The sequence below is a fragment of the Komagataeibacter sp. FXV3 genome (genome assembly GCF_015155755.1).
Taxonomy (GTDB): Bacteria; Pseudomonadota; Alphaproteobacteria; order Acetobacterales; family Acetobacteraceae; genus Komagataeibacter.
Window position 1 is genome coordinate 19,214 of the sequence record NZ_VWPI01000049.1, and the last position, 23,326, is coordinate 42,539.

Below are 23,326 nucleotides of genomic sequence, written 5' to 3' on the forward strand. Positions count from 1 at the left end.
CCTTTTCCCATCTGACAGGGCGTGTTACCGCAGGGACATGCGCAACCACCGTGCTTTCGGACTGATACGGACATGACGCGCCCGGACATGACGGGCGCGCGCCTGTGTGGTGCTGTCCTTGGTGCGGGATGGTGGGGTGTCGCCAGCCTGCTGGCCCCCGTCCTGCGCCATAACCTGTCGCGTCGCCTGAAACGGGGCAAGGAAACACCGGCCAGCCTGCCCCAGCGCCGTGGCATTGCCAGCATGGGGCGCCCCCACGGCCCGCTTGTCTGGCTGCATGCCGCAAGCGTTGGCGAAAGCATTTCGGTGCTGCCGGTTATCAGCCAGCTTCTGGACATCAGCCCGTCCCATCATATCCTGGTCACGACTGGCACCATTACGGGGGCCGAGATCCTGCATGCACGCCTGCCAGGCATGGATCGGCATGAACGGGTCCTGCATCAGTTCACGCCGCTGGATGTGCCACGCTGGGTTGCGCGATTTGCCGATTTCTGGCGTCCCGATGCGGCGGCACTGGTGGAAAGTGAACTCTGGCCCAACCTGATCGCAACATGCAGGCGGCGGCGCATCCCGCTGGCGCTGCTTAACGGACGCCTGTCGGACCGGTCACTGGCCCGGTGGGGCAAGGCGCGATGCCTGCTGGCGCGCATGCTGTCCACTTTCACATGGGTCATGGCCCGGACGCCGGAAGATGCCCGCCGCCTGCAACACGGTGGCGCGGGACGGATCGACATGATCGCAGACCTGAAAGATGCGGCAGCGCCCCTGCCGTGCAACCCGGCGGACCTTGCCGCCATTGGGCGCATGCTGGCCGGTCGTCCGGTCTGGGTGGCGGCTTCCACCCATCAGGGGGAGGAAACCGAAATCCTTGCCGCCAGCATCATTATCCGTCAGGCCGTGCCAGATGCGCTGACCATCATCATTCCCCGCCATCCCGAACGTGGGGCGGATATCGGAGCACTGGCGGACCAACCGCTGCCCCGTCGCGCGGCGGGACAGTTTCCCACAGCGCGTGATGCCGTATGGATATGCGATACATTGGGGGAAACGGGGCTGTTCTATGCCCTCGGCGCACCGGTCCTTATGGGAAACAGCCTGCCCGGCTGCGCGGGTGGCGGCCATAATCCCGTTGAGCCGGCACGGGCGGGATGCCCGATTGCCACCGGCCCGAAAACCGGCAATTTCCGTCAGGCCTATGCCCGGATGGAGCAACGCATCTACTACGTGCACACTGCGCGGGACATTGCGCAATGGGTCATCACGCAACTGCGGCATCCCGGCCGGGACGGCGTTTTGGCACCTGATCCTTCCCCGCCCGACCCTGATATTGCCCGGCAGGTCGCCCTTGCGATTCTGACTCTGGGACAACGGTGATGCAAGCCCCGGCCTTCTGGTGGAATGCGCCTGCCCATCCGGGATGGGCCGCCCGCCTACTGTTCCCGTTGTCATGGCTGTATGCATCCGCAACCGCCCGGCGGGTCAGGCACACCGGATGGCGGGCACCGGTGCCCGTGCTGTGCTGCGGGAATATCGGGGTGGGTGGTACGGGCAAGACCCCGCTTGGCCTTGACCTTGCCCAACGCGCCATTGCCCGTGGGCGTCGCCCGGCCTTTCTGTCCCGTGGCTATGGTGGCCACCGGCCCATGGGCACGCGGGTTGACCCTGATCGCCATACAGCACGTGACACAGGGGATGAACCGTTACTGCTGGCCCGGGTCGCACCATGTTATATCGGCGCGGACCGCGCGGTTTCAGCCCGGCAGGCCCTACGGGACGGGGCGGACTGCCTGCTGATGGATGACGGATTCCAGAATTCCACGCTGCATCAGGATCTCGCGCTGGTGGTTGTGGATGGTGCGGTCGGATTCGGCAATGGACAGGTCCTGCCTGCGGGGCCGCTGCGCGAACCGGTCCACAGTGGTCTGGCGCGTGCGGGGGGCATTGTCATGATTGGTACCGATCGGCAGGGTGTTCTGGCCGGCATGGAAAACGGGCCCCCCTGCTTTACCGCCATGTTACAGCAGGATGTTGGCAACGTGCCGCGTGACAGGCCCCTTATCGCCTTTGCCGGCATCGGACGGCCCGCGAAGTTCTTTGACGGGCTTGCCAGCATGGGGCTTTCCCCCCTGCGCTGCATGGCGTTTGCCGACCATCATCCCTATACCCGGACGGAATGCCGCGACCTGCTGGCACTGGCCGCGCAATCGAATGCGTGCCTGGTAACAACGGAAAAGGATACCGTACGCCTGCCCCCCGACATGCGGGCGCAGGTTACGACCGCCAGCGTGCATCTGGCATGGGACACGCCCGCCATGCCCGAACGCATACTTGACCTATGGCTGGGCAGGACAGACGCATGACAGTTGCCACCCCCACACGCTCCGCCACGCGGCAGATGCATCTGGAAGCCGCCTTCGTGCGCGGGTTGCTGGCGATATTCCGCCGGATTGGCCCGGTGCGGGCCTCCAACCTGGGTGGCTTCCTGTGCCGGATGGTGGGGCCATGCCTGCCGGTGTCCCGCATTGCCGATGCCAACCTGCGCATGGCGATGCCCGAACTGGACGCCACCATGCGCCGCCGCGTGATACGGGACATGTGGGATAATATCGGTCGCAATGCTGGCGAATTCCCCCATCTTGCCACCCTGCCCCGCAATCCGGGCAGGGGTCCGGGCTGGGACGTGGTGGGGGAAGAATACCTGACCGCGCAGGCACGTCGCGGCGGCCCGACCATTTTCGTATCTGGCCATATCGGCAACTGGGAAATGCTGCCGCCCGCCGTGGCGCGGTATGGCATGCCATTTTCATCCTTCTACCGCGCGCCGAACAACCCGCTGGTTGACCGGATCCTGTGCGACCTCCGGGATGCGGCCATGGGGCAACCTGTTCCCCTGTTCGCCAAGGGGGCGAAGGGCGCACGCAGCGCGCTGGGCCATATCCTGAAGGGGGGCCATCTGGGCATGCTGGTGGACCAGAAAATGAATGATGGTGTCGCCGCCCGGTTTTTCGGACAGCCCGCCATGACGGCGGGGGCCATGGCGGCCATGGCGATCAAGCTGCGCTGTCCCGTCATTCCCGGCTATGTCGAGCGCCTGGGTCCGGCACGGTTGCGGATTCATGTCCATCCCCCGCTTGACCTACCCGACAGCGGCAACCGGGCGCAGGACCAGATGGACCTGACCCAGATGGTCAATGACTGGATTGAAAGCATTATTCGCCATCATCCCGGCAGTTGGCTATGGCTTCACCGCCGCTGGAATGTGCATTTGCCTAAAAAAAAGCCTAAAAAATAATCATATTTGCAACATATTATTGCTTTTTTATCACAGGTTAAGGTTTCTGCCTGTTTCTTCGGCTTTCAGTCCCAAATTCAATTTGGCAAAGCTGCCATGCAGGAATAGCGTTGTTTCCACATTGTCACACCACGACAGTCAGAGGGCCAACGGAATGCACATGATGGATCAGCAGGCATATGCCACCAATGTTGTTTCCCTGCGGCAGGGCTTGCTGCCCCGTCACCGCGAATACCTGATGCGCTGGCTGCAGGCCGGTGCCTGCATGGGCCTGTGTGATGCGGACATCACCGACCGCGACGAAAATGATGAAATCGATCTGGAACATGTCCTGGTCTGGGTACGTGAGAACGCAAACCCCGCCTACATGGTTCGCCCCGAAGGCAAGGGAATGGGCTGGATACTGATCGACCAGATTCACGAACGCCCGCTGGCAACCTATCGCAGCTTCGAAGCCGCACTGCATGCGATCCGTCCGGTGCTGTCCTGCGGGGCGACTGCCGCGGCCTGAACGGCCGCGACAGCATTCCCCTTCGCGCCTTAATTGGCGCTGCGGCGCAGCTTGCCTGCGGGGGGGATGACGATCCTGCTGCCACCGGATGGCAGGATCTGGAACACTGCAAGATCACGCCGCGTCTTGCCATTTTCAAGAAAACCAAAAGCGCCATCCACCCCGCCAAAACCTTCCGGCCGGGTCAGCGCCTGCACGGAATAGCCATTGGCGCTGCCTGCGGGGCGCGTCTGGTCCAGGGCCTTGACCAGGGCAGCCGAATCATAGGTCAGGTCAGCCAGCGGCGTGGGCATGTGATGGTAGCGCGCCATGAACTGCTGCACGAAAGCCTGACGGCTGGTCGGATCGGGGGCTGCGTACCACGCGCCCTGCAATGCCGACAGCTTGGTGGCGAAAGCGCCCCACAGTCCCGGTCCCATGATCTGCACATGCGTGGGGTCCACATGCACCTCGGTCAGGGCGTTGATGACCATGCCCAGTTGCAGCCCCGTATCCCCCAGCAGCAGGGCGTCAAACGGTGGCGCCGGGAAATCCGGTGTGGTGGCAGGAGCCGCGGGCTGATCGGATGAGGCCGGGGGCGCGCCATCGGGATTGGCGGGATCGACCGCCGCATCGACCTTCGGGGCTTCGGGCTGCGCATCCGGCTGGGGCTGGACCACGGCGGCGGCGCGGGTTTCATAGGCGGACAGGGTTTTCAGACCCGTTAAAACGGATGCCTGCAGGCTTTCATGATACATGATCTGCGGGGATTGCAGCCCGTTTTCCGCGCATACCTGCTGAAGCGCCTGCCCCAGCGCATGGCCCAGACGGTTTTCAGGCAGGAAGGCGGCAAAATGCTGCCGTCCCTGCTGGCGCGCGGCCAGCACCATACGGCGCACCTGCTGTTCGGGGGCGATGCCCAGCGTCCACACACCGGGCTGGGCCACGGACATGTCACTGGTAAAGGCCAGCATGGGCACATGCGCCGCCGTGGCAACGGGGGCGGCGGCAGCCGTATCATCCGTGGTCAGCGGCCCGAGGATCAGCCCATCCCCTGCCGAGACCGCAGCCTGTGCCGCCGTCGCGGCGGTGCTGCCGGGGGCTGCCGTGTCATGCACATCCAGCGGCGGGGCGGTCGGGGTGTTCATGGCCATGCGGGTGGCGGTCAGCATTTCCTGACCCAGACGGGCATTGGCGCCAGTCAGGGGCAGCAGGACACCGACGCCGCGCCCAGCCTTCGGGGCATGATGGTGGCCACCGCCGCTGGCGCATGCCGTAAGGGCCGACAGCGCTAGCCCGGCAAACAATAAGCGCTTGCATGCAAAGCGCGAAGAGGCAGAATCAACATCCTGTCCTTGCATCTGGGTTCCGAATGTCTGACGCCTCATCTTCCTCGCCTTCAAAATCTCAACATGCCGCGGAACATCCGACGGACATTCCCCCAGAAACGGTTCATAGCGGAGAAACGCCCCCCCGTCATGCAGGGAACGCGGATGAATCCATTCCGGTTGTGCATCGGCCGGGAGAACTTGTCCTTGTTTCCACCCCCATTGGCAATCTGGGGGACATGAGCCACCGCGCGGTGGCGACGCTGGAATCCGTTGACCTGATTTTGTGCGAGGACACCCGTACCAGCGCGCGGCTATTGCGGGAATACGGTATTCATACCCGTACCCGTCCGCTGCATGACCATAACGAGGACCGGCAGATCCCCGCCCTGCTGGACGCACTGGGCGCGGGGCAGCGCATTGCGGTGATTTCGGACGCGGGCACGCCGCTCATGTCCGATCCCGGATACCGCCTGGTGCGTGCGGTCGTGGCGGCGGGCGGGCATGTCACGGCCGTACCCGGCCCCAATGCGGCGGTCATGGCGCTGACCCTGTCTGGCCTGCCCCCGCACCCGTTCATGTTTTCAGGCTTCCTGCCCCCGCGTGAGGCCGCGCGTCGCGAGGTGCTGGCGCAGTTGCACGCGGCGGAATGCGCGGGCCTGTCCGCCACATTGCTCTGGCATGAAGCCCCGCACCGGCTGGCGGAAATGCTGGCGACCCTGGCTGATATCATGGGGGGCGACCGCCCTGCCGCCGTTGCGCGCGAACTGACCAAGCGGTTTGAGGAAGTGCGCCGTGGCACGGTGGCCGAACTGGCCGCCCACTACGCGGACAACCCGGCCCGTGGCGAAATTACCGTAGTGCTTGGTCCGCCCCTGCAGGGCGACAGCACGGCCAAGGATCTGGACACGCAATTGCGCGAGGCCCTGCGCACCCTGTCGGTCAAGGACGCGGCCGCCCTGGTAGCGGGCATTACCAGCCTGCCCCGGCGCACCGTCTATGCCCGTGCGCTGGAACTGGCGCGCGAAACATAAGAAAAAGTTTCTGGGTGCTGCCTTTTTTTAAAAAGGCAGCATTCTTCGAAGCTTTTTGAAAAAAGCTTCACCAAAAACTTTCTTATTATACAGCCCTGACGGGTACGATCAGGCTCAGTGCTGTTCCGGCAGGTCGGTGCTGAACAGGGAATCCGGCGGCATGGGACCACCTGTCGAGGCATCAAGTAGATCGACACGGGTGGTTTCCTGCTGGGCGTCCTGGATGATCCAGCCACGCAGCAGCAGCGGGCTGTCATGGAAGATCAGCGTCATGCTGCCATCACCGGGGGAATCGGTGCGCACGACCGTAATTTCCAGCACATTGCCCTCACGCGACAGGCCGGTGACCGTCACATCCCCCGACAGTTGCAGGTGAGGACGCAGCAGCAGGCCAAGCGGCGTCTTGTCCATGGGCATGGTGGTGGTCTGGTCCAGCTGGCTGTCGTTGAATACGACCTGATCATGATTGGCCACCAGCAGCAGCGGGCTGGGGGGATCATACTGGAACCGCATGCGGCGATTCGTCCGGTCGATCCACGCGGTCCCGGTGCTCTGCTTGCCATCGGGGGCTGTCTGGCGGAACCGGGCCTTGAGCAGGCTGATCGCATCCAGATGCCGCTCAACACGTTCCAGCAGGGCGTGGTCCTGATCCGATGCGCCAACGGCCATCTGTTCCTGCGCATGGGCGGTGGGCACAAGGCCACCACCGGCAAGCAGGCAGACCAGTCCACAGGCGGCGATGGTAGGGGAAAATCTCATGATACGGGACGATCCATACGGGAAGTACCCGCCCACTGGTGCCCCATCATCGGGGTAAGATCAAGGCGGCCGGATCAGGAACTGCCGATCAGCACGCCGGCCACGAATACCAGCAGCCCGCCAATGACAATCTGCACGATGGCCGAACCGAACGGCGTTTCCTGATACCGCCAGCGTATCCACGAAATCACGAACAGTTCGATCACCACAACGATCACGGCGGCAATCATGGCGGTGGAAAAATTATCGATCAAAAACGGCAGCGTATGACCAATCCCCCCCGCGGTGGTCATAAGCCCGCATATCAGCCCGCGCAGCAGTGGCGCGCCACGGCCCGACAGCTTGCCATCATCGGACAGGGCTTCGGCAAAGCCCATGGAAATCCCCGCCCCCACTGACGCCGCCATACCGACAAGAAACGCGTTCCATGGCTGGTGTGTGGCGAAAGCCGCCGCAAAGACCGGGGCCAGCGTGGACACCGATCCATCCATAAGCCCCACAAGGCCGGGCTGGATGACCTGCAGCACGAAGCGGCGGCGCGCGTCCTCGTCCTCGCTTTCGCGTTTGCTGGTTGGCAGGCGGTCCAGTTCTATGGCGTTGGCGGCCTGTTCGTGCTGGTCCTCGGCATGGGCCAGATCGCCCAGCAGCCTGCGCGTGGCGGCATCTGTGGTGCGCAGCGCGGCCTGACGGTAGAAGCGCGCGGCATCCATTTCCATCTGCCGGGCATGCTGGCGCACGGCCTCGATCCCCTGTGTCTGGACCTGCCATGCGGGCTTGCGCACGATGAAATCCGCAATATCCTGCCGACGGATCAGCGGGATGTGGGGGCCAAACCGGCTGGCGTACAGGTCGATCAGGTCGCGGCGATGGCTGTCCTCTTCTACCGACATGTCGGTAAATATCTTGGACGTATCGGGATATTTTTCGCGCAATGCGTAAGCAAAATCAGAATAGATGCGCCCGTCTTCCTCCTCATTGGAGATGGCCAGCGCGAGGATTTCCTGATCGGTCAGGGACGAAAATTTACGCATTATCCAGTCTATGCATAAATTTTTGCGTCACCTCAAGAATATTGTCAATTTAAAAATCATTATCATTTGTATTTTTAAAGTAATGGCCGAAAGTGATTATGCTTCTCGATTACATTTACTGAAAACACATCCGGCCACCCCTGCCGTCTCAGACAGCGGCCTCGGCAAAGATATGGGTCACGTCGCCCTTCCACCGGCCATGATAGGCCGCAAGCCACGCTTCCGCCTGCGTGGGGCCACCGGCCGCGATTTCATGCAGGGGGGCAAGGTGCCGGGTCTCGTCACGTCCCTGCGCATCGCGCAGACCGCGCGCGCGCAATCCGTCGGTCGCCAGTTCGATCATGCGCGCGGCAAGCGGGCGCAGCGTGCCCTGCCCCCATGGCGTGTCCAGACCAGTGCGCGGCACCGCGCCACGAATGGCGATATAGTCGTCCCACCCATGTTCCAGCACCAGCTTTTCAGCGGCATGCACGGTGGCGTCATCATACAGCAGGCCGGTCCATAGCGCTGACTGCGCCAGCATCATGGCGGGCGACCCGGCATCCGCGCCCCGCATTTCCAGAAACTGCTTCAGGCGCACATCAGGGAACGCGGTGGTCATATGGTCCTCGAAATCGCCTATGGTCGGGCGCGTGCCCTCCAGCCCCGGCGGGCAGCGTCCCGCCAGCCAGTCCCGGAACGAACAGCCCGCGACATCAATCAGCCGGTCATCGCGGGTGACGAAATACATCGGCACATCCAGCAGCCAGTCCACATAAGTCGCAAAACTGAAACCATCTTCCATGAAACGACGCGGCATGCCCGCGCGTGCATTATCGGTATCGGTCCACACACGCCCGCGATTGGACAGATAGCCGTTAGGGTGGCCTTCATAGAACGGGGAACTGGCGAACAGCGCCGTCGCCACCGGCTGTAACGCCAGCGAGACCCGCATCTTGCGCGCCATGTCCGCTTCGGACCCGAAATCAAGATTGACCTGCACCGTGCAGGTCCGCAGCATCATGTCCAGCCCAAGCGTACCCACCTTGGGCATGTAGTCGCGCATGATGGCGTAACGGCTTTTGGGCATCCACGGAATATCCGACCGCCGTGCGGTGGGGTGGAAGCCCAGCGGGGCGAAACCGATGCCCAGCCGGTCGCAGATCGGGCGGATGGCGGCAAAATGGCGATCCATTTCGGATTCGGTATCATGCAGGGAGACCAGCGGCGCGCCGGACAGTTCAAACTGCCCCCCCGGTTCCAGCGAAATCGAACCGCCTTTTGCATCCGCCTGCCCCTTCAGGCCGATCAGCGCTCCACGATCGATGATTTCTTCCCACCGCCTGCCGCCATCTTCCGCCGCCAGTCCGCGCAGCAGCGCCTCGATCCCCTGCGGGGCATAGGGGGGCGAGGACCAGGCCCTGCGCTGGGGTGTTGCGGCGTCGGGCCGCACAAAGCCGAATTTTTCATGTTCCGTGCCGATCCGCCATTCGGACCGGGGCCGGGCACCTGCCGCCAGAATTGCGACCATCTGGTCAAATGATTCGATTACGGTTGAATTATGCGCGCCGGGATTCGACATGGCGGGGGCAATATCCTCAAATGACAGTCAGATTAACGCCGGCGACAGGCTGAACGCGCATGCCGGAGGGGGCAGGTGTTTATTGACCCATCCCTCATAAGGCCTTGAGGCCAGCCCCGACAAGAGCCAGCGCCGCCGCCGCCGCCGTATCCGCCCGCAGCACAAGATCCCCCAGTGACAACGGGCGCACGAACGGACGCGCGCGCAGCATGTCGTGTTCACGCGGGGAAAAACCGCCTTCTGGACCAATCAGCACACAGTCCCCCGGCCGCGCCATGACGGGAACGGCCGGGGCATTGCTCCGTTCAAGGGCGGCAAAAAGACTTATGTCTTCAGGCCATTGGGACAGTACGACCGGCAGGTCCGCCAGCGGGTCGATGGTGGGTACATCCAGCCGCTCGCACTGTTCGGCGGCTTCAACCGCTATACTTTGCAGGCGGGCCGCATTGATTCGATGGGTATTGGTGCGTTCACTTACCACCGGGCGGAAACGCGTCACCCCCAGTTCAGTGCCCATGCGGATGACCGTTTCGGTCGCATCACGCTTGAGCGGCGCAAACAGCAGGCACACACCCCGTGTCGTCACGGGCGCGCGAGTCTGTTCCACCAGCCGGATGCGGCAGCGGTCCCGGCGCAGGTGGTCGATGACGCCCTGCCATTCCCCATCGCGCGCATTGAACAGGGCGATCGCCGCCCCCGCCTGCTGGCGCAGGACGGTGCCAAGGTAATGGGCCTGTCCCGGTTCCAGATCCAGCATGGCGCCGGCCCCCATCGGGGCAATCGTTTCGGGGGAAATGAACAGTCGGGGGCAGTCCCTCATGCCGGGTGGTCACCTTTCTTACTTGCATGGCACCGGGGCCGGTCTTGACCCGGCGGGGTCTTCCGGCCCATCTGTTTCGCCATTAGCAGCCATGGGGCGATCCGTCATCGGCAAACCCTGTTCCCTGCCGCCATCAAGCCCGAAGGAGTTGCACCGTGGACCAGCCTGTACCCCATACGGATATCAGGGTGGATGGCTGGATCGGCCGCCTGCCCGTGCGCCTGCGCCCCTATGCGCTGCTGGCGCGACTGGACCGGCCGATTGGCACGTGGCTGCTGTTCCTGCCGGGTATATGGGGCATCCTGCTGCCTGCGGATGTGCCGGTGTCGCAGCGTATTTTCCTGATCGTGCTGTTCGGTATCGGCAGTGTCGTGATGCGTGGCGCAGGCTGCGTGGTCAATGACATGTGGGACCGCGACATTGACCGGCAGGTGGCGCGCACGGCGGGCCGACCGCTTGCATCGGGCGCGCTGTCAATGCGCGAGGCGGCGCTGTTCCTCGCGGCGCTGCTGCTGATCGGGTTCAACATCCTCATGAACCTCAATACCCTGTCGCAGGTGCTGGGCGCGTCCTCGCTCATCCTTGTCGGGCTTTACCCGCTGGCCAAGCGGGTAACGTGGTGGCCACAGCTGGTCATGGGTTTCACGTTCGGCTTTGGCGCGCCGCTGGGCTATACGGCGGCAGCGGACCGGATCGCCCCCGCCCTGTTCGCGCTGTATGCCGCAACCATCGTGTGGCAGCTTGGCTTCGATACGATCTATGGCTTTCAGGACATGGAGGATGACGCCCGCATTGGCGTGCGGTCCACGTCGCGCCTCATGGCCGGGCATGCGCGGCTGTTCGTGGGCATATGCTATGCGCTGACGGTTGCGGGACTGGGGGCGGCGGGGTGGCTTGCCCATACAGGTTACGGGTTCTGGCTGGCGCTGCCCCTGCCCGCCGTGCTGCTGGCATGGCAGGTCAGCCGACTGGACGCGCGGGATCCAGCCGGGTGCCTGCGCCTGTTCCGCTTCAACCGCGAAACCGGCCTTGTCATCGCCCTGGCCATACTGGCGGGCATGCTTACGCGCTGAGATGCATGATACGGCCCAGAAAGGCCCGGGCCATGTCCATGCACTGCAGGAACAGGGCGGAATCGTAGCGATGGCCCTCGTCACGCAGGAAGGCGTGCTGGGCATTGAATTCATGCCATTCGTACCGGGTACCCGCCTGTTCCAGCGCGTCGCGGATCATCTGCCGACCGGCAAAGGGCACATGCGGGTCCTGCCGCCCCCAGACAAGGAACGCCTCCCCCTTCATTTCACCAACCCGGGCCAGCGTATCGTCGCATCTGCCATGGCCAAGGCTGTGGGCATGGATATCGGTAGCATAGAAACACACCGTCGCCCGCACGCGCGGGTCAAGGGCCGCGCGAAAGGCCAGATGGCCACCAAGGCACACGCCCATCGTCGCCAGCGCGCCAGTGCAGTGCGGGCAGGATTCCAGCCAGTCCAGCGCCGCGCGCGCATCATGGTCATAGGCCGCAAGCGGTTTTTCGTGTTTCAGGAAATTACCTCGGTCGGTGCCCGGTCTGTCATAGGCCAGGACGGTCCCGGCCGGTTCGTATTCATGATAGACTTCAGGCACGCAGACCACATGCCCCAGGCCCGCCATCATGGCCGCAAGCCGGCGGATGGGGGCCGTCACCTGATAGATCTCCGAAAAAAGGACAATTCCGGGGAAGCGTCCCGCAATGGCCGGACGGAAAACATGCATCCGCATCATGCCTGATGGCGTTGGAATGTCAGCCGTTTCGTCTGAAAGGATAATCATGGCAATACGCGCGCTCCATAGGACAATGGGCCATGATAGCAGCATACGCATCCCCCACCGAGGGGTAGGGCATCCTGTCATCTGTGTAATATCGTAGCAGGAAAATTAGGTGTTTTTGTTCAAATATTGCGCAAAAAAGGCTTCCAGCGTTGACATTCAATCTCATCCCCGGCCTGTATGGGGCATGAATTCGTTACAGAAAACATAATGTCATCCCTGTTCGCACTCTCCCTCGCATCACTGGCGATCTTGGCCGTCGTGGTTCTGATCGCGCGTTTCAAGATCAATCCCTTCATCGTGCTGTTCGCGGTTTCGCTGGCGCTGGCGCTGGGGGCGGGCATGCCGCCGCAGAAGGCCATTGCATCGTTCGAAGCTGGCGCGGGGCGCGTGCTGGGACATGTCGCGACCGTTATCGCGCTGGGTACCATGCTGGGCAAGATGCTGGCGGAATCGGGCGGCGCCGACCGGATCGCGGTCACGATCACCAGCCTTGCGGGTACGAAGCGTGTCAGCTGGGCCATGATGGTGATCGGCCTGCTGGTGGGGCTGCCGGTGTTTTTTGAGGTTGGATTCGTCCTGCTGATCCCGCTGGCCTTCACGCTGGCGCGGCGGACCAACACGCCGCTGCTGCTGCTGGCGCTGCCCATGGGGGCGGCGCTGTCGGTCACCCACGCCATGATCCCGCCCCATCCGGCAACATTGCTGGCGCTGTCGGCCTATCATGCGGATATCGGGCGGACGATCCTGTGGGGGATCGTGATCGGCACGCCGGTGGCGGCCCTTGCCGGGCCGGTTTACGCACGCTTCATCGCCAGTCGGATCGGGCCGGTGCTGCCGTCCGCGCTGGAGGCACAGTTCGTCAACCATGACGTGCCCGAAAACATGCCCGGCTTCGGCATTACGGTCATGACGATTCTTTCCCCTGTCATCCTGATGCTGGTGGGATCGATGGCGGATCTGGTGGCGAGGGCGCATACGCCGCTGAACAATGCGCTGCACTTTATCGGCAATACCGACATCGCCCTGGCGCTGGCGACGCTGCTGTCGTTTCAGGTCTTTGGCACCGCACGCGGGTTCAGCCGTGAAACCATCCTGAAATTCACCAATGACTGCCTGGCTCCTACCGCGCTGATCATGCTGCTGGTTGGCGCGGGCGGTGGTTTCGGGCAGGAACTGGTTGATAGCGGCGTGTCATCGGCCATTACCGACCTGGCGGTGGGGGCGCATGTGCCGCTGCTGGTGCTGGCGTGGCTGCTGGCGGTGGTGGTGCGTGTGGCCACCGGGTCCGCCACCGTGGCCATGAGCACGGCGGCCGGTATTGTCGGGCCGATCCTGCTGCGCACCCATGCGGCATCACCCGAACTGATGGTGATCGTGACCGGGGCCGGGTCCGTGGCGCTGGGGCCACTGAATGACGCGGGTTTCTGGCAGATCAAGGAATACCTTGGCCTGTCGGTTGGGCAGACCATAAAGACATGGTCGGCGATTGAAACGCTGATTGCCGTGCTTGGTCTGGCATTCGCGATGATGATCTCGCTGGTGGTCGGATAAATGAGGAATTATTGCGACATAACCAGTTGAAAAAACCGTGGGCATTTCCGGAACTACCTTTTTTCAAAGGCAGCGTTCTTCGAAGCTTTTTGAAAAATGCTTCACCAAAAACTTTTGATTTTCAAAATATCATTCACTTGCGGTTATATGACAGCACATCCACGGCATCCGCCTGACTGACCCCTTCCATGCCCAGCGCGTCCAGTACTGACGCAGGGGTCTGCCGCACGCCACGGCAGGCATCGGGCAGGACGAAGGTTGCAAACCCTGCCCGGACCGCATCGCGTGCGGTCGCTGCCACGCAGTAATCCAATGCGACACCCACCACGAATACGCGGATAATTCCCCTGCCCTTCAGCAGGCCATCCAGCCCTGTCCGGCTGACATGATCGTTGTCTTCAAATGCAGAATAGCTGTCGATATCGGGATGCAGTCCCTTGCGCAGCACCACCCCGACATGCGTCTGCGCCAGCGCGGGCGAAAGACCGGCACCCGGCGTGCCCGCCACGCAATGCACGGGCCACGGACCACCCTGCCCGACAAAGGAGATATGCCCCGCCGGGTGCCAGTCCTGCGTTGCGACAATCACGCCAAACGGCAGGTCGCATAGTGGATTGATAAGGGTGGGCAGCCTGTCCGCCCCCGGCACGCCTAGGGGACCACCGGGCATGAAATCGGCCTGCATGTCGATAATCAGCAGGGCATCGGTGGCATTTATGCGCAGGGACATGATCTGTCTTTCCTTATCGCCCGTCGGGACAACATGGCATCCGCTTGAAAACTATTTCAAAATAAAAGTTTGGGAGTATAGTTTTTTTAAAAGGCGACGTTTGCCGAAGCTTTTGATAATTTGGATGCCAGCCTTGCTCAACCACCCCAAACAGATGCGGCGCATTGCAACCCGTTACGACAGGAGCGCCCTGCCCTTCCTGAGTCTCCTCAATTTCGCCGCCGCAAGATTTTTGGACCAGATCCTTTGTCACCAGAACCTGATCGAAAATCTATGAACAGGGGTCGGAGTATGGCGGTTATCGCGACACGCATGGAAAACAGCCACCTATTTTTTCTCCATTCCCGACATCGCCGCAACCAAATAACAGGACCTGACGGCCCCTAACTGTTGGGGGCATAAAATGCCATGGATTCATCAAATCTATAAAATGAATCATCTATATAAATTATTTTATATAGATGATAGTTTTTCATAAAATCAGGAAGAAGTTTCCCTTCCTCCCTTTTATATAAATCTCCTACCTGAAAAGGATATTCAATAATACCAAATTCTTTATTCCTAACCATATCATTGAATATTTTTTTGTTTCCATTCATTTGTAGATATTGACCAAGATTAAACATATCTACCGTATAAGGTTCACCTGCCCAATAACAGATTGACAGCATACGGCACGCAGCAGGCCGACTGTTTGATCTTAATAAACTATAAACAGCGTTCCATTTCTCCTGTTCCTCCGGTATGCGGCGTATGTCATTAATGCTTCCGGGCAAGTGTGTAATGCTTTTAATGACGGGAGGCGTGATGGCCAGTATCGTCAATAATATCATGCTCGGCTTTCTGTATCCCTGCCATTTCTGTGGGAAGACAGATGCACCCATGGCAATGACAATGCCCAGGGCAAGGACGGTATCGATATGGGCATTTTCAGACACGCCATCTCCTACTTTCTGGGAGACGCCCAACGTAAAACATACCAAAAAAATAATTATCAGGAATTGCCTTAGTTTTTTATCTTTTATTCCAATAAGGCAAGGAATGGCAGCGATATAAAGCGTCAGGGTATGCTTAATGGAAAAATCCGTATTGAATAGTAATGATGTAGAAATGACGCGCGGATGAAAAAATACATCGGATATTATATCGCTACCAAACATTAGCTTCAGGTAAACGAAGGCCATGACTGAAAATAATATACCAGACACACACCACGTATAAAATAATTTTTTGTTATTGAAAAACAATACAATGGTTATGACAAGCGGGATGGAAATTTCATTATGTTTTGCAGTGCCGGCCAGTACGGAGAGGAACGCCGCCAGGCATATTATAAAATAATTACTTTTCCTGTCATTCCAAAGACAGTCTATCGCCAGGAGCAGTGACAATAAAACAAAAAATATGCTGACCCATTGCGGATCATTCGTGGCAAACCACCAGCCGAAATATGCTACTGTATAAAGAAATGGTATGAAAAATGCCAGTATCATCCCAATGGGTTTTGCTCCCAACGATCTGACGCATAAGCTACATACAATACATGACAAAAGCTGAAAGGTGACACTGACTATCCTTCCAGCGACCATAACATCGTGCGTTACGTATTTACTGAAATAGCCAACCAGGTAGAATGACAGCGGTGGATAATTATTGAAAATCAGGCCGTTTTCAGGGTCTGGATAAAGGGGTCCCAATGCCGGGTTAATAACCCGATCAATCTGATAGGCGTTCCATCCTTCATTCTGCGCAAGAGGGATGTGATTGAAAATCTCGGAAAATGGGAAGATCACTGAAAATACAGTAGCGACAATCAAGATAGATAATATGACATACGTAAATATATCTATTTTCTTTCCTGTCAGTAACGAACTTTCCATTATGCTTCCACCAGATAGATCAATAGACGGCCTGATTAACTTTAATGACCTTACAAATATTACATTTATATGTAAAGAGAAATAATATTGCCTTTTTATAGTATAGATTTAAATAATTAAACTAATTTACAAATAAGTAAATTAAGTTATCAAAATAACACAATAAAACTCTTGCCAGCCTATTGGCGGGCAAGAGGCTGGCATTGACCAACCATGCCCGGATCAATGCTTCTTGACCCATTGAACCTGGCTCAGAAGTCATTTTTTGAGATAGAGATGAAACTTGCAGCAATGTGGATTGCGGACATGAATGTATGCATGCACCGGTCGTAGCCGGTTGCGATAAGCTGCCAGTTTTTCAGCTTTGCGAACATGCTTTCGCATCAGATGGCGCTTTTATAGAGATACCGGTTGCAAGGTGATTTTGATTTCCGGTTCTTCTTTGGTGGAATGCAGCAGGTGATATTTCGTTAGAGACCGTTTGGAAACTCAGTTCATGACAGGCACCTGAAAACTAAAAGACATTTTTAGTAAAGCTTTTTGGGAAAAGGCACCCCGAAAGAACTTTTATTGTCTTTTACCAATGCGTTGTTTTCAAACAGTCTCTTAAAACAAGAGACCGCCTTTTGTCAGCCCGACAGGGCGGGAAAAGCCCTTTTTTAAGCGGCGAGGCCGCTGTCCGGTGCGTTTGCAGGTGTGTCACATCAATCATCAGATTCTTCAACGGGCCAGCCTTTTCCATCAGGGCTGTAAAAATCCGTGTTATCTGATTTTCAGGTCATCAAAACAGATCACTCACAGGCTTGCCACCATGCAAACCTGTAAATCACCAATCGCCTCCCATTCAATAAATTAACAGGGCCTGAGCCTAGCTTCTGGCGTAGGGATTGCTTGACGCGCGCAGCAGCAGCCGGATTGGCGTGCCGGGCAGGTCGAAGGTCTCACGCAGGCCGTTGACCAGATAACGCTGGTAATCCTCGGGCAACTGGTCCGTACGGGTGCCGAACACGATAAACGTGGGCGGGCGGGCCTTGGCCTGCGTGATGTAGCGCAGCTTGAGCCTGCGGCCATCGACCAGCGGCGGCGGATGGCGTTCAATCATCATCTCGAACCACCGGTTCAGCGCACCGGTCGCGACACGGCGGTTCCAGATGTCATAGGCGCGACGCACGGTCGGCAGCAGTTTGTTGATCCCCGCCCCCGTCATGGCGGAAAACGCGACGACGGGTATGCCGCGCATCTGCGCCAGCGACGTCTCGATACGGTCCTTGATGGCCTGCCGGGTCGCGGCGCGGTCCTCCACCGCGTCCCATTTGTTCAGCGCCAGCACGCAGCACCGGCCTTCACGTTCGATCAGGCGGGCGATCTGCAGGTCCTGTTCATGCACCCCCAACGTCGCATCAAGCACAAGGATGACGACCTCCGCCATTTTCAGCGCCTCGATCGAGGCGGAGACGGACATCTTCTCCAGCGTCTCGTCAATCCGTGCCTTGCGGCGCAGGCCGGCGGTGTCAACCAGCTGGATCGGCCCCTGGTCATCATGCAGCATGACGGCAATGGAATCGCGCGTAAGTCCCGGCTCCGGACCGGTAATCATCCGTTCCTCACCCAGCAGGCGGTTCAGCAGCGTGGACTTGCCCGCATTGGGGCGGCCGACAATGGCAAGACGCAGCGGACCGGGGGGACGGATATCCTCATCTTCCTCACCTTCCGCCTGTTCGCGGCGGGTGCGGCGGTTGGCTTTCTGCACCGGCGGCAGATCGGTAGGCGGCAGGCGGTCGGCGATTTCGGACATGAGGTCGGCAACACCTTCCCCATGCTCGGCCGAAATGGCCAGCGGCGCGCCAAGGCCCAGCGAAAATGCCTCCATGGCCGCGGCGGCGCCCTGCCGGCCCTCCGCCTTGTTGGCGATCAGCAGCACGGGCCGGCCCTGCCGGCGCAGCCAGTTGGCGAAATGCTCATCCGCCGGTGTCAGGCCACTGCGCGCATCAATGCAGAACAGCACAAGGTCCGCATCCGCCACCGCGGATTCGGAAGATGCCCGCATACGGCCATACAGCGTATCGGGGGCCGCTTCTTCCAGCCCCGCCGTATCGATGATGCGAATGGCGCGGCCACGCACGACGGCCTGCCCTTCCTTGCGGTCGCGGGTTACGCCGGGGGTATCGGCCACAAGCGCCTGCCTGCGACCGACCAGTCGGTTGAAAATGGTCGACTTACCGACATTTGGCCTGCCCGCGATCACGACAACCGGCAGCGCATCCACTGGCGCGGATGGAAAAGATGAACTCACTGCGGCAACTTTCTTTTTAACTATAGGCGATAAGGTAGCCGTTATTGTCCAGCAGTAACAGCAGATTATCCACCACGATGGGCGCGGTCGTCACCTGACCGGGCAATTTGTGCAGGGATTCGATATGCCCCTGCGCCGGATCAATGATGGCGACCCCGTTTTCGGGGAAGCTGGAAATGAACACCAGCTTGCCCCCCGCCAGCAGCGGGCCATTCCACACGATACCACGCTTCTGCTTGTCGGAATTTTCGTACTGGCGCAACTGCGTGATCCAGCGGACATGGCCCGAAAGCCGGTCAAGGCAGGCCACCTGCTGGTCCATGGAGATAAGGAAGATCCAGTCCCCGATCACCAGCGGCGTGTTCTGCCCCGAAATGCCGCGTTCCCACAGCCTGCGGCCCGAACGCATGTCAATGGCCACCAGCACCGCGCCGGTGCTTATGGCATAGGCCGTGCCATCGGCAATGACCGGCATGCCATGCACGCACGAAAAATCGATCAGCGCCTGCTGCCCGTTGGTGCTGCCCAGCGTGTCGGCCCACACCACTTCGCCACCTTCGGCACGCAGCGCCACCAGGTCGCCCGAGCCGAAACCGGCCAGCACGACACCATCCGCCACGGCCGGGGCGGGCTGGCCATATATGATGGTATCGGCGGCGGTTGCCGCGTATGTCCACAGCACGTTGCCGTTTTCGGCATCAAGGCAGTACAGGTGTTCGTCAATGGTGCCAAGGAACAGGCGGCCATTGACGACGGTGGGCGCCGACCGGCCGGGGGTCTGGATGTTGACCCGCCATTTCAGCTTGCCCGTCGCGGCATCCAGCGCCAGCGCCTGACCTATGCCGTCAACGACATACAGCGTATCGCCATCGACACTGATCCCGCCGCCCAGGTTGTCCGAACGCATCTTGCGCGGCTTGGGGTTGTATTCCCACAGCTTGTGCATGGCGGGCCAGCGGTAGGCCCGGATCACGCCCTGTGCATCCATGACGAAAATACGGCCGTTCTGGACCACCGGCGGCGCCTGGATGATGCCGCGCCCGCTCGTACCCAGGGCGACGTAATACAGGGGCTCCGGTTCGGAAATGCCGGCACCGATGTCATGCGTCCATTCATGCTGCATGGTCCCGCGCCAGGCGATGTCCATGCCCACATGGTCGGGATTGACGCCCGATTGCGGCCACGCGTTCAGCGCCGTGGGGGCGGGCACGGTCACGGCCTGCGTTTCATCGGGGTCAACCGTCAGGCCGGCCTTGGTCTGCAGCACGTCGGAACGGTGGCCGATCAGCAACGGCTTCTTTTTCTGTGCACTGGAACAGGCCGCCAGGGCGGGCAGCAGCGCAGCCCCGGCACCAAGTAACGCGTGGCGGCGGCTCAGGGCTGGTTTCATGGTCTTCCTGTCTGTGGGCATGGGGGTGTCATGGGTCGGGCTAGCCACCTGCGTCCGCCCCCATGGTCTGCAGCATGGCTTCGGCACGGTTGCGCACGCCATCGGTTACGGACATGTCCATGGTCAGGCGTTCCAGCCTGGCGCGGGCATCCGCTTCCTTTCCGGTGCGCAGGTCAAGCATGGCCTCGGCCTCGATGGCCTGGGCGCGCCATGGCTGGCCCGCGCCATCAAGCACCGCAAGGCGTGAACGCAGGGTGGCGGGATCGCCGCTGTCGATCTGGTGCTGGACCCACAGCAGGCTGGCGAGCGAGGCGATGACCGGGTCGGTGGCATGTTCCTGCGCCACGCCATCCCACAGGGACAGGGCGGCAGGCAGGCTGCCGCTGTTGGCCAGCAGGGCCGCGCGTTCCATCCGCGCAAGGATGCGCAGCGGTGGCCGCGCCCTGCCATCCAGCGCCTCAAGTTCCTGCAGCCCGGTTTTCTGGCGTGCGGTCAGCGGGCCATCGATCCCCCCGTTGTCGGGCGCGCGGGCGGTATCCTGCATTGCGGTGAAATAGGCTGCCGAGACCGCCGCATCCGCCTTGTGTGCGCGGGAGACGGAATACTGCCACCCCCCGGCCCCGATGCATACCACCGCGACCACGGCGCCCGCGACAACCAGATAGCGGCGCGCCAGCGCCCGGATGCGTTCGGCACGGATTTCCTCATCGACTTCCGTGAAGATGTCGTCAGCCACGTTCCTGTCGTTCCCTGCTCGCTTGCGCGGCGCCATGCGCACGGCGCGTCGTAATTGTCGGCCCCACCATATCCGGCCTGAAACGGCACGGCAAACCACCATGTCAGGATGGATGCGCCATCATGGGCCACCCTGCCTGTCCGATCACATAGACCGACCCGTTTTCCACCGCCAGCCGTAAGGATGGTGGAAATGCAAAAAGTTCGGGTTTTTCACCGTTTCCGTCCCCATCTGTCACGCAGCAGCGCCCGGGCGGTGGTCACGACCTGCGCAACAGCCAGGCCTTCCATCGGGGCATTGCCCACCGGGCCGGGGGCCATGGCCACGCGTGCCCACGGGCCGGATGGCGCATATTCCGACGCCCGGCTGCGCCCGAACAGGCCCAGCGTGGGAATCCCGCACGCCGCCGCCAGGTGCATCAATCCCGAATCATTGCCGATGAACAGCGTGCAGCGTCCCAGCAGCGCCGCCACCTGTGTCACCGACAGGTTGCCCCCCGTATCCAGCGCATCCGGCAACTGATCCAGTACGGCCTGCGCGCGCGCGCGTTCGCCCTGCCCCGGTCCGTACAGGATCACCGGCCGCAGGGATGGATCATCTTCATGAAGCGCCCTGAACACCGCGACAAACCGTTCGGCAGGCCAGATCTTGCCATCCCAGTTGGCAGTGGGGCCCAGGGCGATCCAGCGCGGCCCGTCGGGCAGCATTTCGGCAGCCTGCGCACGTTCCGCCACACTGGTCCACACAACCGGCAGGGGTGCCGGGTCAAGACCCAGCAGGTTGCCGATATGGGTAATGCGCCGCCCCGGCCTGCGCCCGCCGCGCATGACATGGCGCGTGCCGACGCGCAAGAAATAGCTGACAATCGACCCGCGCAGGTCCACGCACAGGTCCCATTTCATCCCCCGGCACTGCAGCCACAGTTCCAGCCAGTGGCGGTCCCATGGCTGCTTGACCATTTCGATGGTGCGCACGCGGCGTGGCATATGCGCGAACAGCCCGGCCGCCACCGGCCCGCAGGCAATGGTGAAATCCGCCTGCGGATAACGCCGCAGCAGCGTGTCCAGCAGCCCGGTGGACAGGATGGCATCCCCCAGTCGGGTGGATGTGATGAACAGGATATGCATTTTCGTGGTGCTAGTCAGGTTTTGCTTATGTGCCAACCTCTCTTTACCCCTTGCCTGCGGGCACGGGCATGGCCAGATTGCGCATATGGCCAGAATTGCTCATCTTCCTGATCGCGCCGTGCTCAGCATTTCGGGCGCGGATCGCGTCTCCTTCCTGCAGGGGCTGGTGTCCAACGACATGACAACGGTCGCACCCGGCCGTGCCGTGTGGACCGCCTTCCTGTCGGCACAGGGCAAATGGCTGGCCGATTTCTTTGTCTTTGCCGACCCCGAGGGCGTGCGCCTGCTGGTCGATTGTGACGCGACACAGGCCGCCATGCTGCGCCAGCGCCTGTCGCGCTACCGCCTGCGCGCGGATGTGGAGATCAGCGAGACGGGATACGCCGTCCACGCCGCATGGGGAGAAGACTTTACCGCACCCGGGGGCTATCCCGCAGCCCCTGACCCGCGCCTGCCACAGGCAGGGTGGCGGTTCCTGCTGGGTCACCCCGTTGCCAGCCCCTCGGCGGATGATGTCGATTATGACCACCTGCGCCTGTCGCTTGGCCTGCCTGATGGCGTGCGGGACTGCGAAAGTGGCAAGACCCTGCTGCTGGAAGCCAATTTCGACCAGCTGAATGGCATTTCATGGACCAAGGGTTGTTACATGGGTCAGGAACTGACCGCGCGCACCCGGTATCGTGGGCTGGTGCGCCGTCACCTGCTGCCGGTAACGTCCCACCATGAACTGCCCGCCCCCGGCACGCCCATCCTGTCCGGCACGGCCACGGTGGGGGAAATGCGTTCCTCCCGCGACAAGGTCGGCATGGCGATGATCCGCAACGAACACATCAACGATACGGACCTGACCACGGAAGGGCACGCGCTGCACGTGCATATGCCCCAGTGGTTTGCCCTGCCCGCCAGGGCGGAATAGCAATACGTCCACCCTGCTTTTTTCAAGGTTAGAGAGACATGCCCTATACTCCCCCGGACCAGGCCGTTCGTGCGGCCATGATCGACCGGGTCAAGTTCAATGAAGACGGCCTGATCGCGGCCATCGCCCAGCAGCATGACAGTGGCGAGGTGCTGATGCTGGCATGGATGAATGCCGAAGCACTGGATGAAACGCTGCGCACCGGTCGTGTATGCTATTATTCACGCAGCCGCCGTGACCTGTGGCGCAAGGGCGAAACATCGGGACAGGTGCAGACGCTGCTTGACGCCCGCCTGGACTGTGACCGTGACGCCGTTCTGCTGCTGGTGGACCAGAAGGGTGTTGCCTGCCACACCGGACGGCGCAGCTGTTTCTACAATGCACTGCGCCCCGAAGGGATCGTGGAAATAACCCAACCGGAAATAGCGGCGGAGGCGCTCTATGGCAAAAAAGCCTGACAGAACAGTGGTGGATGACGAAGAAAAGCGCGAGCAGATCAGCAAGCTGGTCTGGATCGGCATTACCGTGCTGGGCACCATCATCATGGGCGTATTCATGCTACGCGCGGAACTGCAC

The 23,326-nt window shown here is 60.9% G+C and carries 21 protein-coding genes; 9 read left to right on the forward strand and 12 right to left on the reverse strand.

Translation table 11 applies throughout. The features are described from left to right. Nucleotides 1-72: 72 nt before the first annotated feature. The 4 genes from F1542_RS05170 (at nt 73) to F1542_RS05185 (ending at nt 3,803) form a co-directional block, all read left to right on the forward strand. Nucleotides 73-1,374: a 3-deoxy-D-manno-octulosonic acid transferase gene (locus tag F1542_RS05170; protein WP_193732106.1), complete on the forward strand. Its 1,302-nt coding sequence runs from the start codon at nt 73-75 to the stop codon at nt 1,372-1,374. Further along, a complete protein-coding gene (gene lpxK, locus F1542_RS05175) occupies nt 1,374-2,360 on the forward strand; it encodes a tetraacyldisaccharide 4'-kinase (RefSeq protein ID WP_193732122.1) in 987 nt (328 codons plus the stop codon). Before F1542_RS05170 ends, lpxK begins: the two co-directional genes overlap by 1 nt. Continuing rightward, nucleotides 2,357-3,292, forward strand: coding sequence for a lauroyl acyltransferase (locus F1542_RS05180; RefSeq protein WP_193732107.1), 936 nt, complete (start codon nt 2,357-2,359; stop codon nt 3,290-3,292). Before lpxK ends, F1542_RS05180 begins: the two co-directional genes overlap by 4 nt. 160 nt (nt 3,293-3,452) lie before the next feature. Next, entirely contained in the window at nt 3,453-3,803 is a 351-nt protein-coding gene (locus F1542_RS05185) for a hypothetical protein (RefSeq protein WP_193732108.1), read from the forward strand. Between the two features lie 29 nt (nt 3,804-3,832). Here F1542_RS05185 and F1542_RS05190 read toward each other — a convergent pair whose 3' ends face one another. Further along, complete coding sequence (locus F1542_RS05190) at nt 3,833-5,170, reverse strand: penicillin-binding protein activator (protein ID WP_227672496.1); 1,338 nt, start codon at nt 5,168-5,170, stop codon at nt 3,833-3,835. Between F1542_RS05190 and rsmI the strand changes: the two genes are divergently transcribed. Beyond that, nucleotides 5,155-6,144 (forward strand): 16S rRNA (cytidine(1402)-2'-O)-methyltransferase, encoded by a 990-nt coding sequence (gene rsmI / locus F1542_RS05195; RefSeq protein WP_227672497.1) that lies wholly within the window; start codon nt 5,155-5,157, stop codon nt 6,142-6,144. The two genes, F1542_RS05190 and rsmI, sit on opposite strands and share 16 nt — an antisense overlap. 114 nt (nt 6,145-6,258) lie before the next feature. On the opposite strand, the gene F1542_RS05200 is transcribed toward rsmI, so the two are convergent. The 4 genes from F1542_RS05200 to F1542_RS05215 all read right to left on the reverse strand — a co-directional run bounded on the left by F1542_RS05200 (nt 6,259) and on the right by F1542_RS05215 (nt 10,315). After that, nucleotides 6,259-6,903: an outer membrane lipoprotein carrier protein LolA gene (locus F1542_RS05200; RefSeq protein WP_193732110.1), complete on the reverse strand. Its 645-nt coding sequence runs from the start codon at nt 6,901-6,903 to the stop codon at nt 6,259-6,261. Nucleotides 6,904-6,977: 74 nt separating this feature from the next. Then, nucleotides 6,978-7,934 carry an iron exporter MbfA gene (gene mbfA / locus F1542_RS05205; protein WP_019087079.1) on the reverse strand — a complete coding sequence of 319 codons (957 nt, stop codon included), beginning with the start codon at nt 7,932-7,934 and terminating at the stop codon, nt 6,978-6,980. Nucleotides 7,935-8,082: 148 nt separating this feature from the next. Next, complete coding sequence (locus F1542_RS05210) at nt 8,083-9,495, reverse strand: glutamate--cysteine ligase (protein ID WP_193732111.1); 1,413 nt, start codon at nt 9,493-9,495, stop codon at nt 8,083-8,085. Between the two features lie 94 nt (nt 9,496-9,589). Next, nucleotides 9,590-10,315, reverse strand: coding sequence for a 16S rRNA (uracil(1498)-N(3))-methyltransferase (locus F1542_RS05215; protein ID WP_193732112.1), 726 nt, complete (start codon nt 10,313-10,315; stop codon nt 9,590-9,592). A gap of 155 nt (nt 10,316-10,470) precedes the next feature. Between F1542_RS05215 and ubiA the strand changes: the two genes are divergently transcribed. After that, complete coding sequence (gene ubiA / locus F1542_RS05220; RefSeq protein WP_193732113.1) at nt 10,471-11,388, forward strand: 4-hydroxybenzoate octaprenyltransferase; 918 nt, start codon at nt 10,471-10,473, stop codon at nt 11,386-11,388. Here ubiA and F1542_RS05225 read toward each other — a convergent pair. Continuing rightward, nucleotides 11,378-12,127 carry a dienelactone hydrolase family protein gene (locus F1542_RS05225; RefSeq protein ID WP_193732114.1) on the reverse strand — a complete coding sequence of 250 codons (750 nt, stop codon included), beginning with the start codon at nt 12,125-12,127 and terminating at the stop codon, nt 11,378-11,380. The genes ubiA and F1542_RS05225 overlap by 11 nt on opposite strands. Nucleotides 12,128-12,334: 207 nt before the next feature. Between F1542_RS05225 and F1542_RS05230 the strand changes: the two genes are divergently transcribed. Next, nucleotides 12,335-13,678 (forward strand): gluconate:H+ symporter, encoded by a 1,344-nt coding sequence (locus F1542_RS05230; protein ID WP_193732115.1) that lies wholly within the window; start codon nt 12,335-12,337, stop codon nt 13,676-13,678. Between the two features lie 133 nt (nt 13,679-13,811). Here F1542_RS05230 and F1542_RS05235 read toward each other — a convergent pair whose 3' ends face one another. The 6 genes from F1542_RS05235 to F1542_RS05260 form a co-directional block, all read right to left on the reverse strand. Further along, nucleotides 13,812-14,408, reverse strand: a complete 597-nt coding sequence (locus tag F1542_RS05235; RefSeq protein ID WP_193732116.1) for a nicotinamidase — start codon at nt 14,406-14,408, stop codon at nt 13,812-13,814. A 383-nt stretch (nt 14,409-14,791) separates the two neighbouring features. Next, a complete protein-coding gene (locus F1542_RS05240; protein WP_193732117.1) occupies nt 14,792-16,288 on the reverse strand; it encodes a hypothetical protein in 1,497 nt (498 codons plus the stop codon). An 868-nt stretch (nt 16,289-17,156) separates the two neighbouring features. Next, complete coding sequence (gene der / locus F1542_RS05245; RefSeq protein ID WP_193732118.1) at nt 17,157-18,581, reverse strand: ribosome biogenesis GTPase Der; 1,425 nt, start codon at nt 18,579-18,581, stop codon at nt 17,157-17,159. A 16-nt stretch (nt 18,582-18,597) separates the two neighbouring features. Beyond that, entirely contained in the window at nt 18,598-19,971 is a 1,374-nt protein-coding gene (locus F1542_RS05250; protein WP_193732119.1) for a PQQ-like beta-propeller repeat protein, read from the reverse strand. Between the two features lie 40 nt (nt 19,972-20,011). Continuing rightward, nucleotides 20,012-20,707, reverse strand: a complete 696-nt coding sequence (locus tag F1542_RS05255; RefSeq protein WP_019086415.1) for a hypothetical protein — start codon at nt 20,705-20,707, stop codon at nt 20,012-20,014. Nucleotides 20,708-20,919: 212 nt separating this feature from the next. Next, entirely contained in the window at nt 20,920-21,834 is a 915-nt protein-coding gene (locus tag F1542_RS05260) for a glycosyltransferase family 9 protein (protein WP_193732124.1), read from the reverse strand. 85 nt (nt 21,835-21,919) lie between these two features. Between F1542_RS05260 and F1542_RS05265 the strand changes: the two genes are divergently transcribed. Both F1542_RS05265 and hisI read left to right on the forward strand, forming a co-directional pair. Beyond that, the gene (locus tag F1542_RS05265; RefSeq protein WP_193732120.1) at nt 21,920-22,750 is read left to right on the forward strand and encodes a folate-binding protein YgfZ; all 831 of its coding nucleotides are present in this window, start codon (nt 21,920-21,922) and stop codon (nt 22,748-22,750) included. A gap of 38 nt (nt 22,751-22,788) precedes the next feature. Then, nucleotides 22,789-23,208 carry a phosphoribosyl-AMP cyclohydrolase gene (hisI, locus tag F1542_RS05270; protein ID WP_193732121.1) on the forward strand — a complete coding sequence of 140 codons (420 nt, stop codon included), beginning with the start codon at nt 22,789-22,791 and terminating at the stop codon, nt 23,206-23,208. The last annotated feature ends 118 nt before the right edge of the window (nt 23,209-23,326 follow it).

Excerpts from the sequence above, each read along its gene's own strand:
- F1542_RS05235 (WP_193732116.1), bottom strand. The coding sequence starts at position 14,408 with ATGTCCCTGCGCATAAATGCCACCGATGCCCTGCTGATTATCGACATG.
- F1542_RS05265 (WP_193732120.1), top strand. The coding sequence starts at position 21,920 with ATGGCCAGAATTGCTCATCTTCCTGATCGCGCCGTGCTCAGCATTTCG.
- F1542_RS05230 (WP_193732115.1), top strand. The coding sequence starts at position 12,335 with ATGTCATCCCTGTTCGCACTCTCCCTCGCATCACTGGCGATCTTGGCC.
- F1542_RS05225 (WP_193732114.1), bottom strand. The coding sequence starts at position 12,127 with ATGATTATCCTTTCAGACGAAACGGCTGACATTCCAACGCCATCAGGC.
- rsmI (WP_227672497.1), top strand. The coding sequence starts at position 5,155 with ATGTCTGACGCCTCATCTTCCTCGCCTTCAAAATCTCAACATGCCGCG.
- F1542_RS05215 (WP_193732112.1), bottom strand. The coding sequence starts at position 10,315 with ATGAGGGACTGCCCCCGACTGTTCATTTCCCCCGAAACGATTGCCCCG.
- lpxK (WP_193732122.1), top strand. The coding sequence starts at position 1,374 with ATGCAAGCCCCGGCCTTCTGGTGGAATGCGCCTGCCCATCCGGGATGG.
- F1542_RS05200 (WP_193732110.1), bottom strand. The coding sequence starts at position 6,903 with ATGAGATTTTCCCCTACCATCGCCGCCTGTGGACTGGTCTGCCTGCTT.
- hisI (WP_193732121.1), top strand. The coding sequence starts at position 22,789 with ATGCCCTATACTCCCCCGGACCAGGCCGTTCGTGCGGCCATGATCGAC.
- F1542_RS05250 (WP_193732119.1), bottom strand. The coding sequence starts at position 19,971 with ATGAAACCAGCCCTGAGCCGCCGCCACGCGTTACTTGGTGCCGGGGCT.
- F1542_RS05260 (WP_193732124.1), bottom strand. The coding sequence starts at position 21,834 with ATGCATATCCTGTTCATCACATCCACCCGACTGGGGGATGCCATCCTG.
- F1542_RS05210 (WP_193732111.1), bottom strand. The coding sequence starts at position 9,495 with ATGTCGAATCCCGGCGCGCATAATTCAACCGTAATCGAATCATTTGAC.
- mbfA (WP_019087079.1), bottom strand. The coding sequence starts at position 7,934 with ATGCGTAAATTTTCGTCCCTGACCGATCAGGAAATCCTCGCGCTGGCC.
- F1542_RS05185 (WP_193732108.1), top strand. The coding sequence starts at position 3,453 with ATGATGGATCAGCAGGCATATGCCACCAATGTTGTTTCCCTGCGGCAG.
- F1542_RS05180 (WP_193732107.1), top strand. The coding sequence starts at position 2,357 with ATGACAGTTGCCACCCCCACACGCTCCGCCACGCGGCAGATGCATCTG.
- F1542_RS05190 (WP_227672496.1), bottom strand. The coding sequence starts at position 5,170 with ATGAGGCGTCAGACATTCGGAACCCAGATGCAAGGACAGGATGTTGAT.
- F1542_RS05170 (WP_193732106.1), top strand. The coding sequence starts at position 73 with ATGACGCGCCCGGACATGACGGGCGCGCGCCTGTGTGGTGCTGTCCTT.
- F1542_RS05240 (WP_193732117.1), bottom strand. The coding sequence starts at position 16,288 with ATGGAAAGTTCGTTACTGACAGGAAAGAAAATAGATATATTTACGTAT.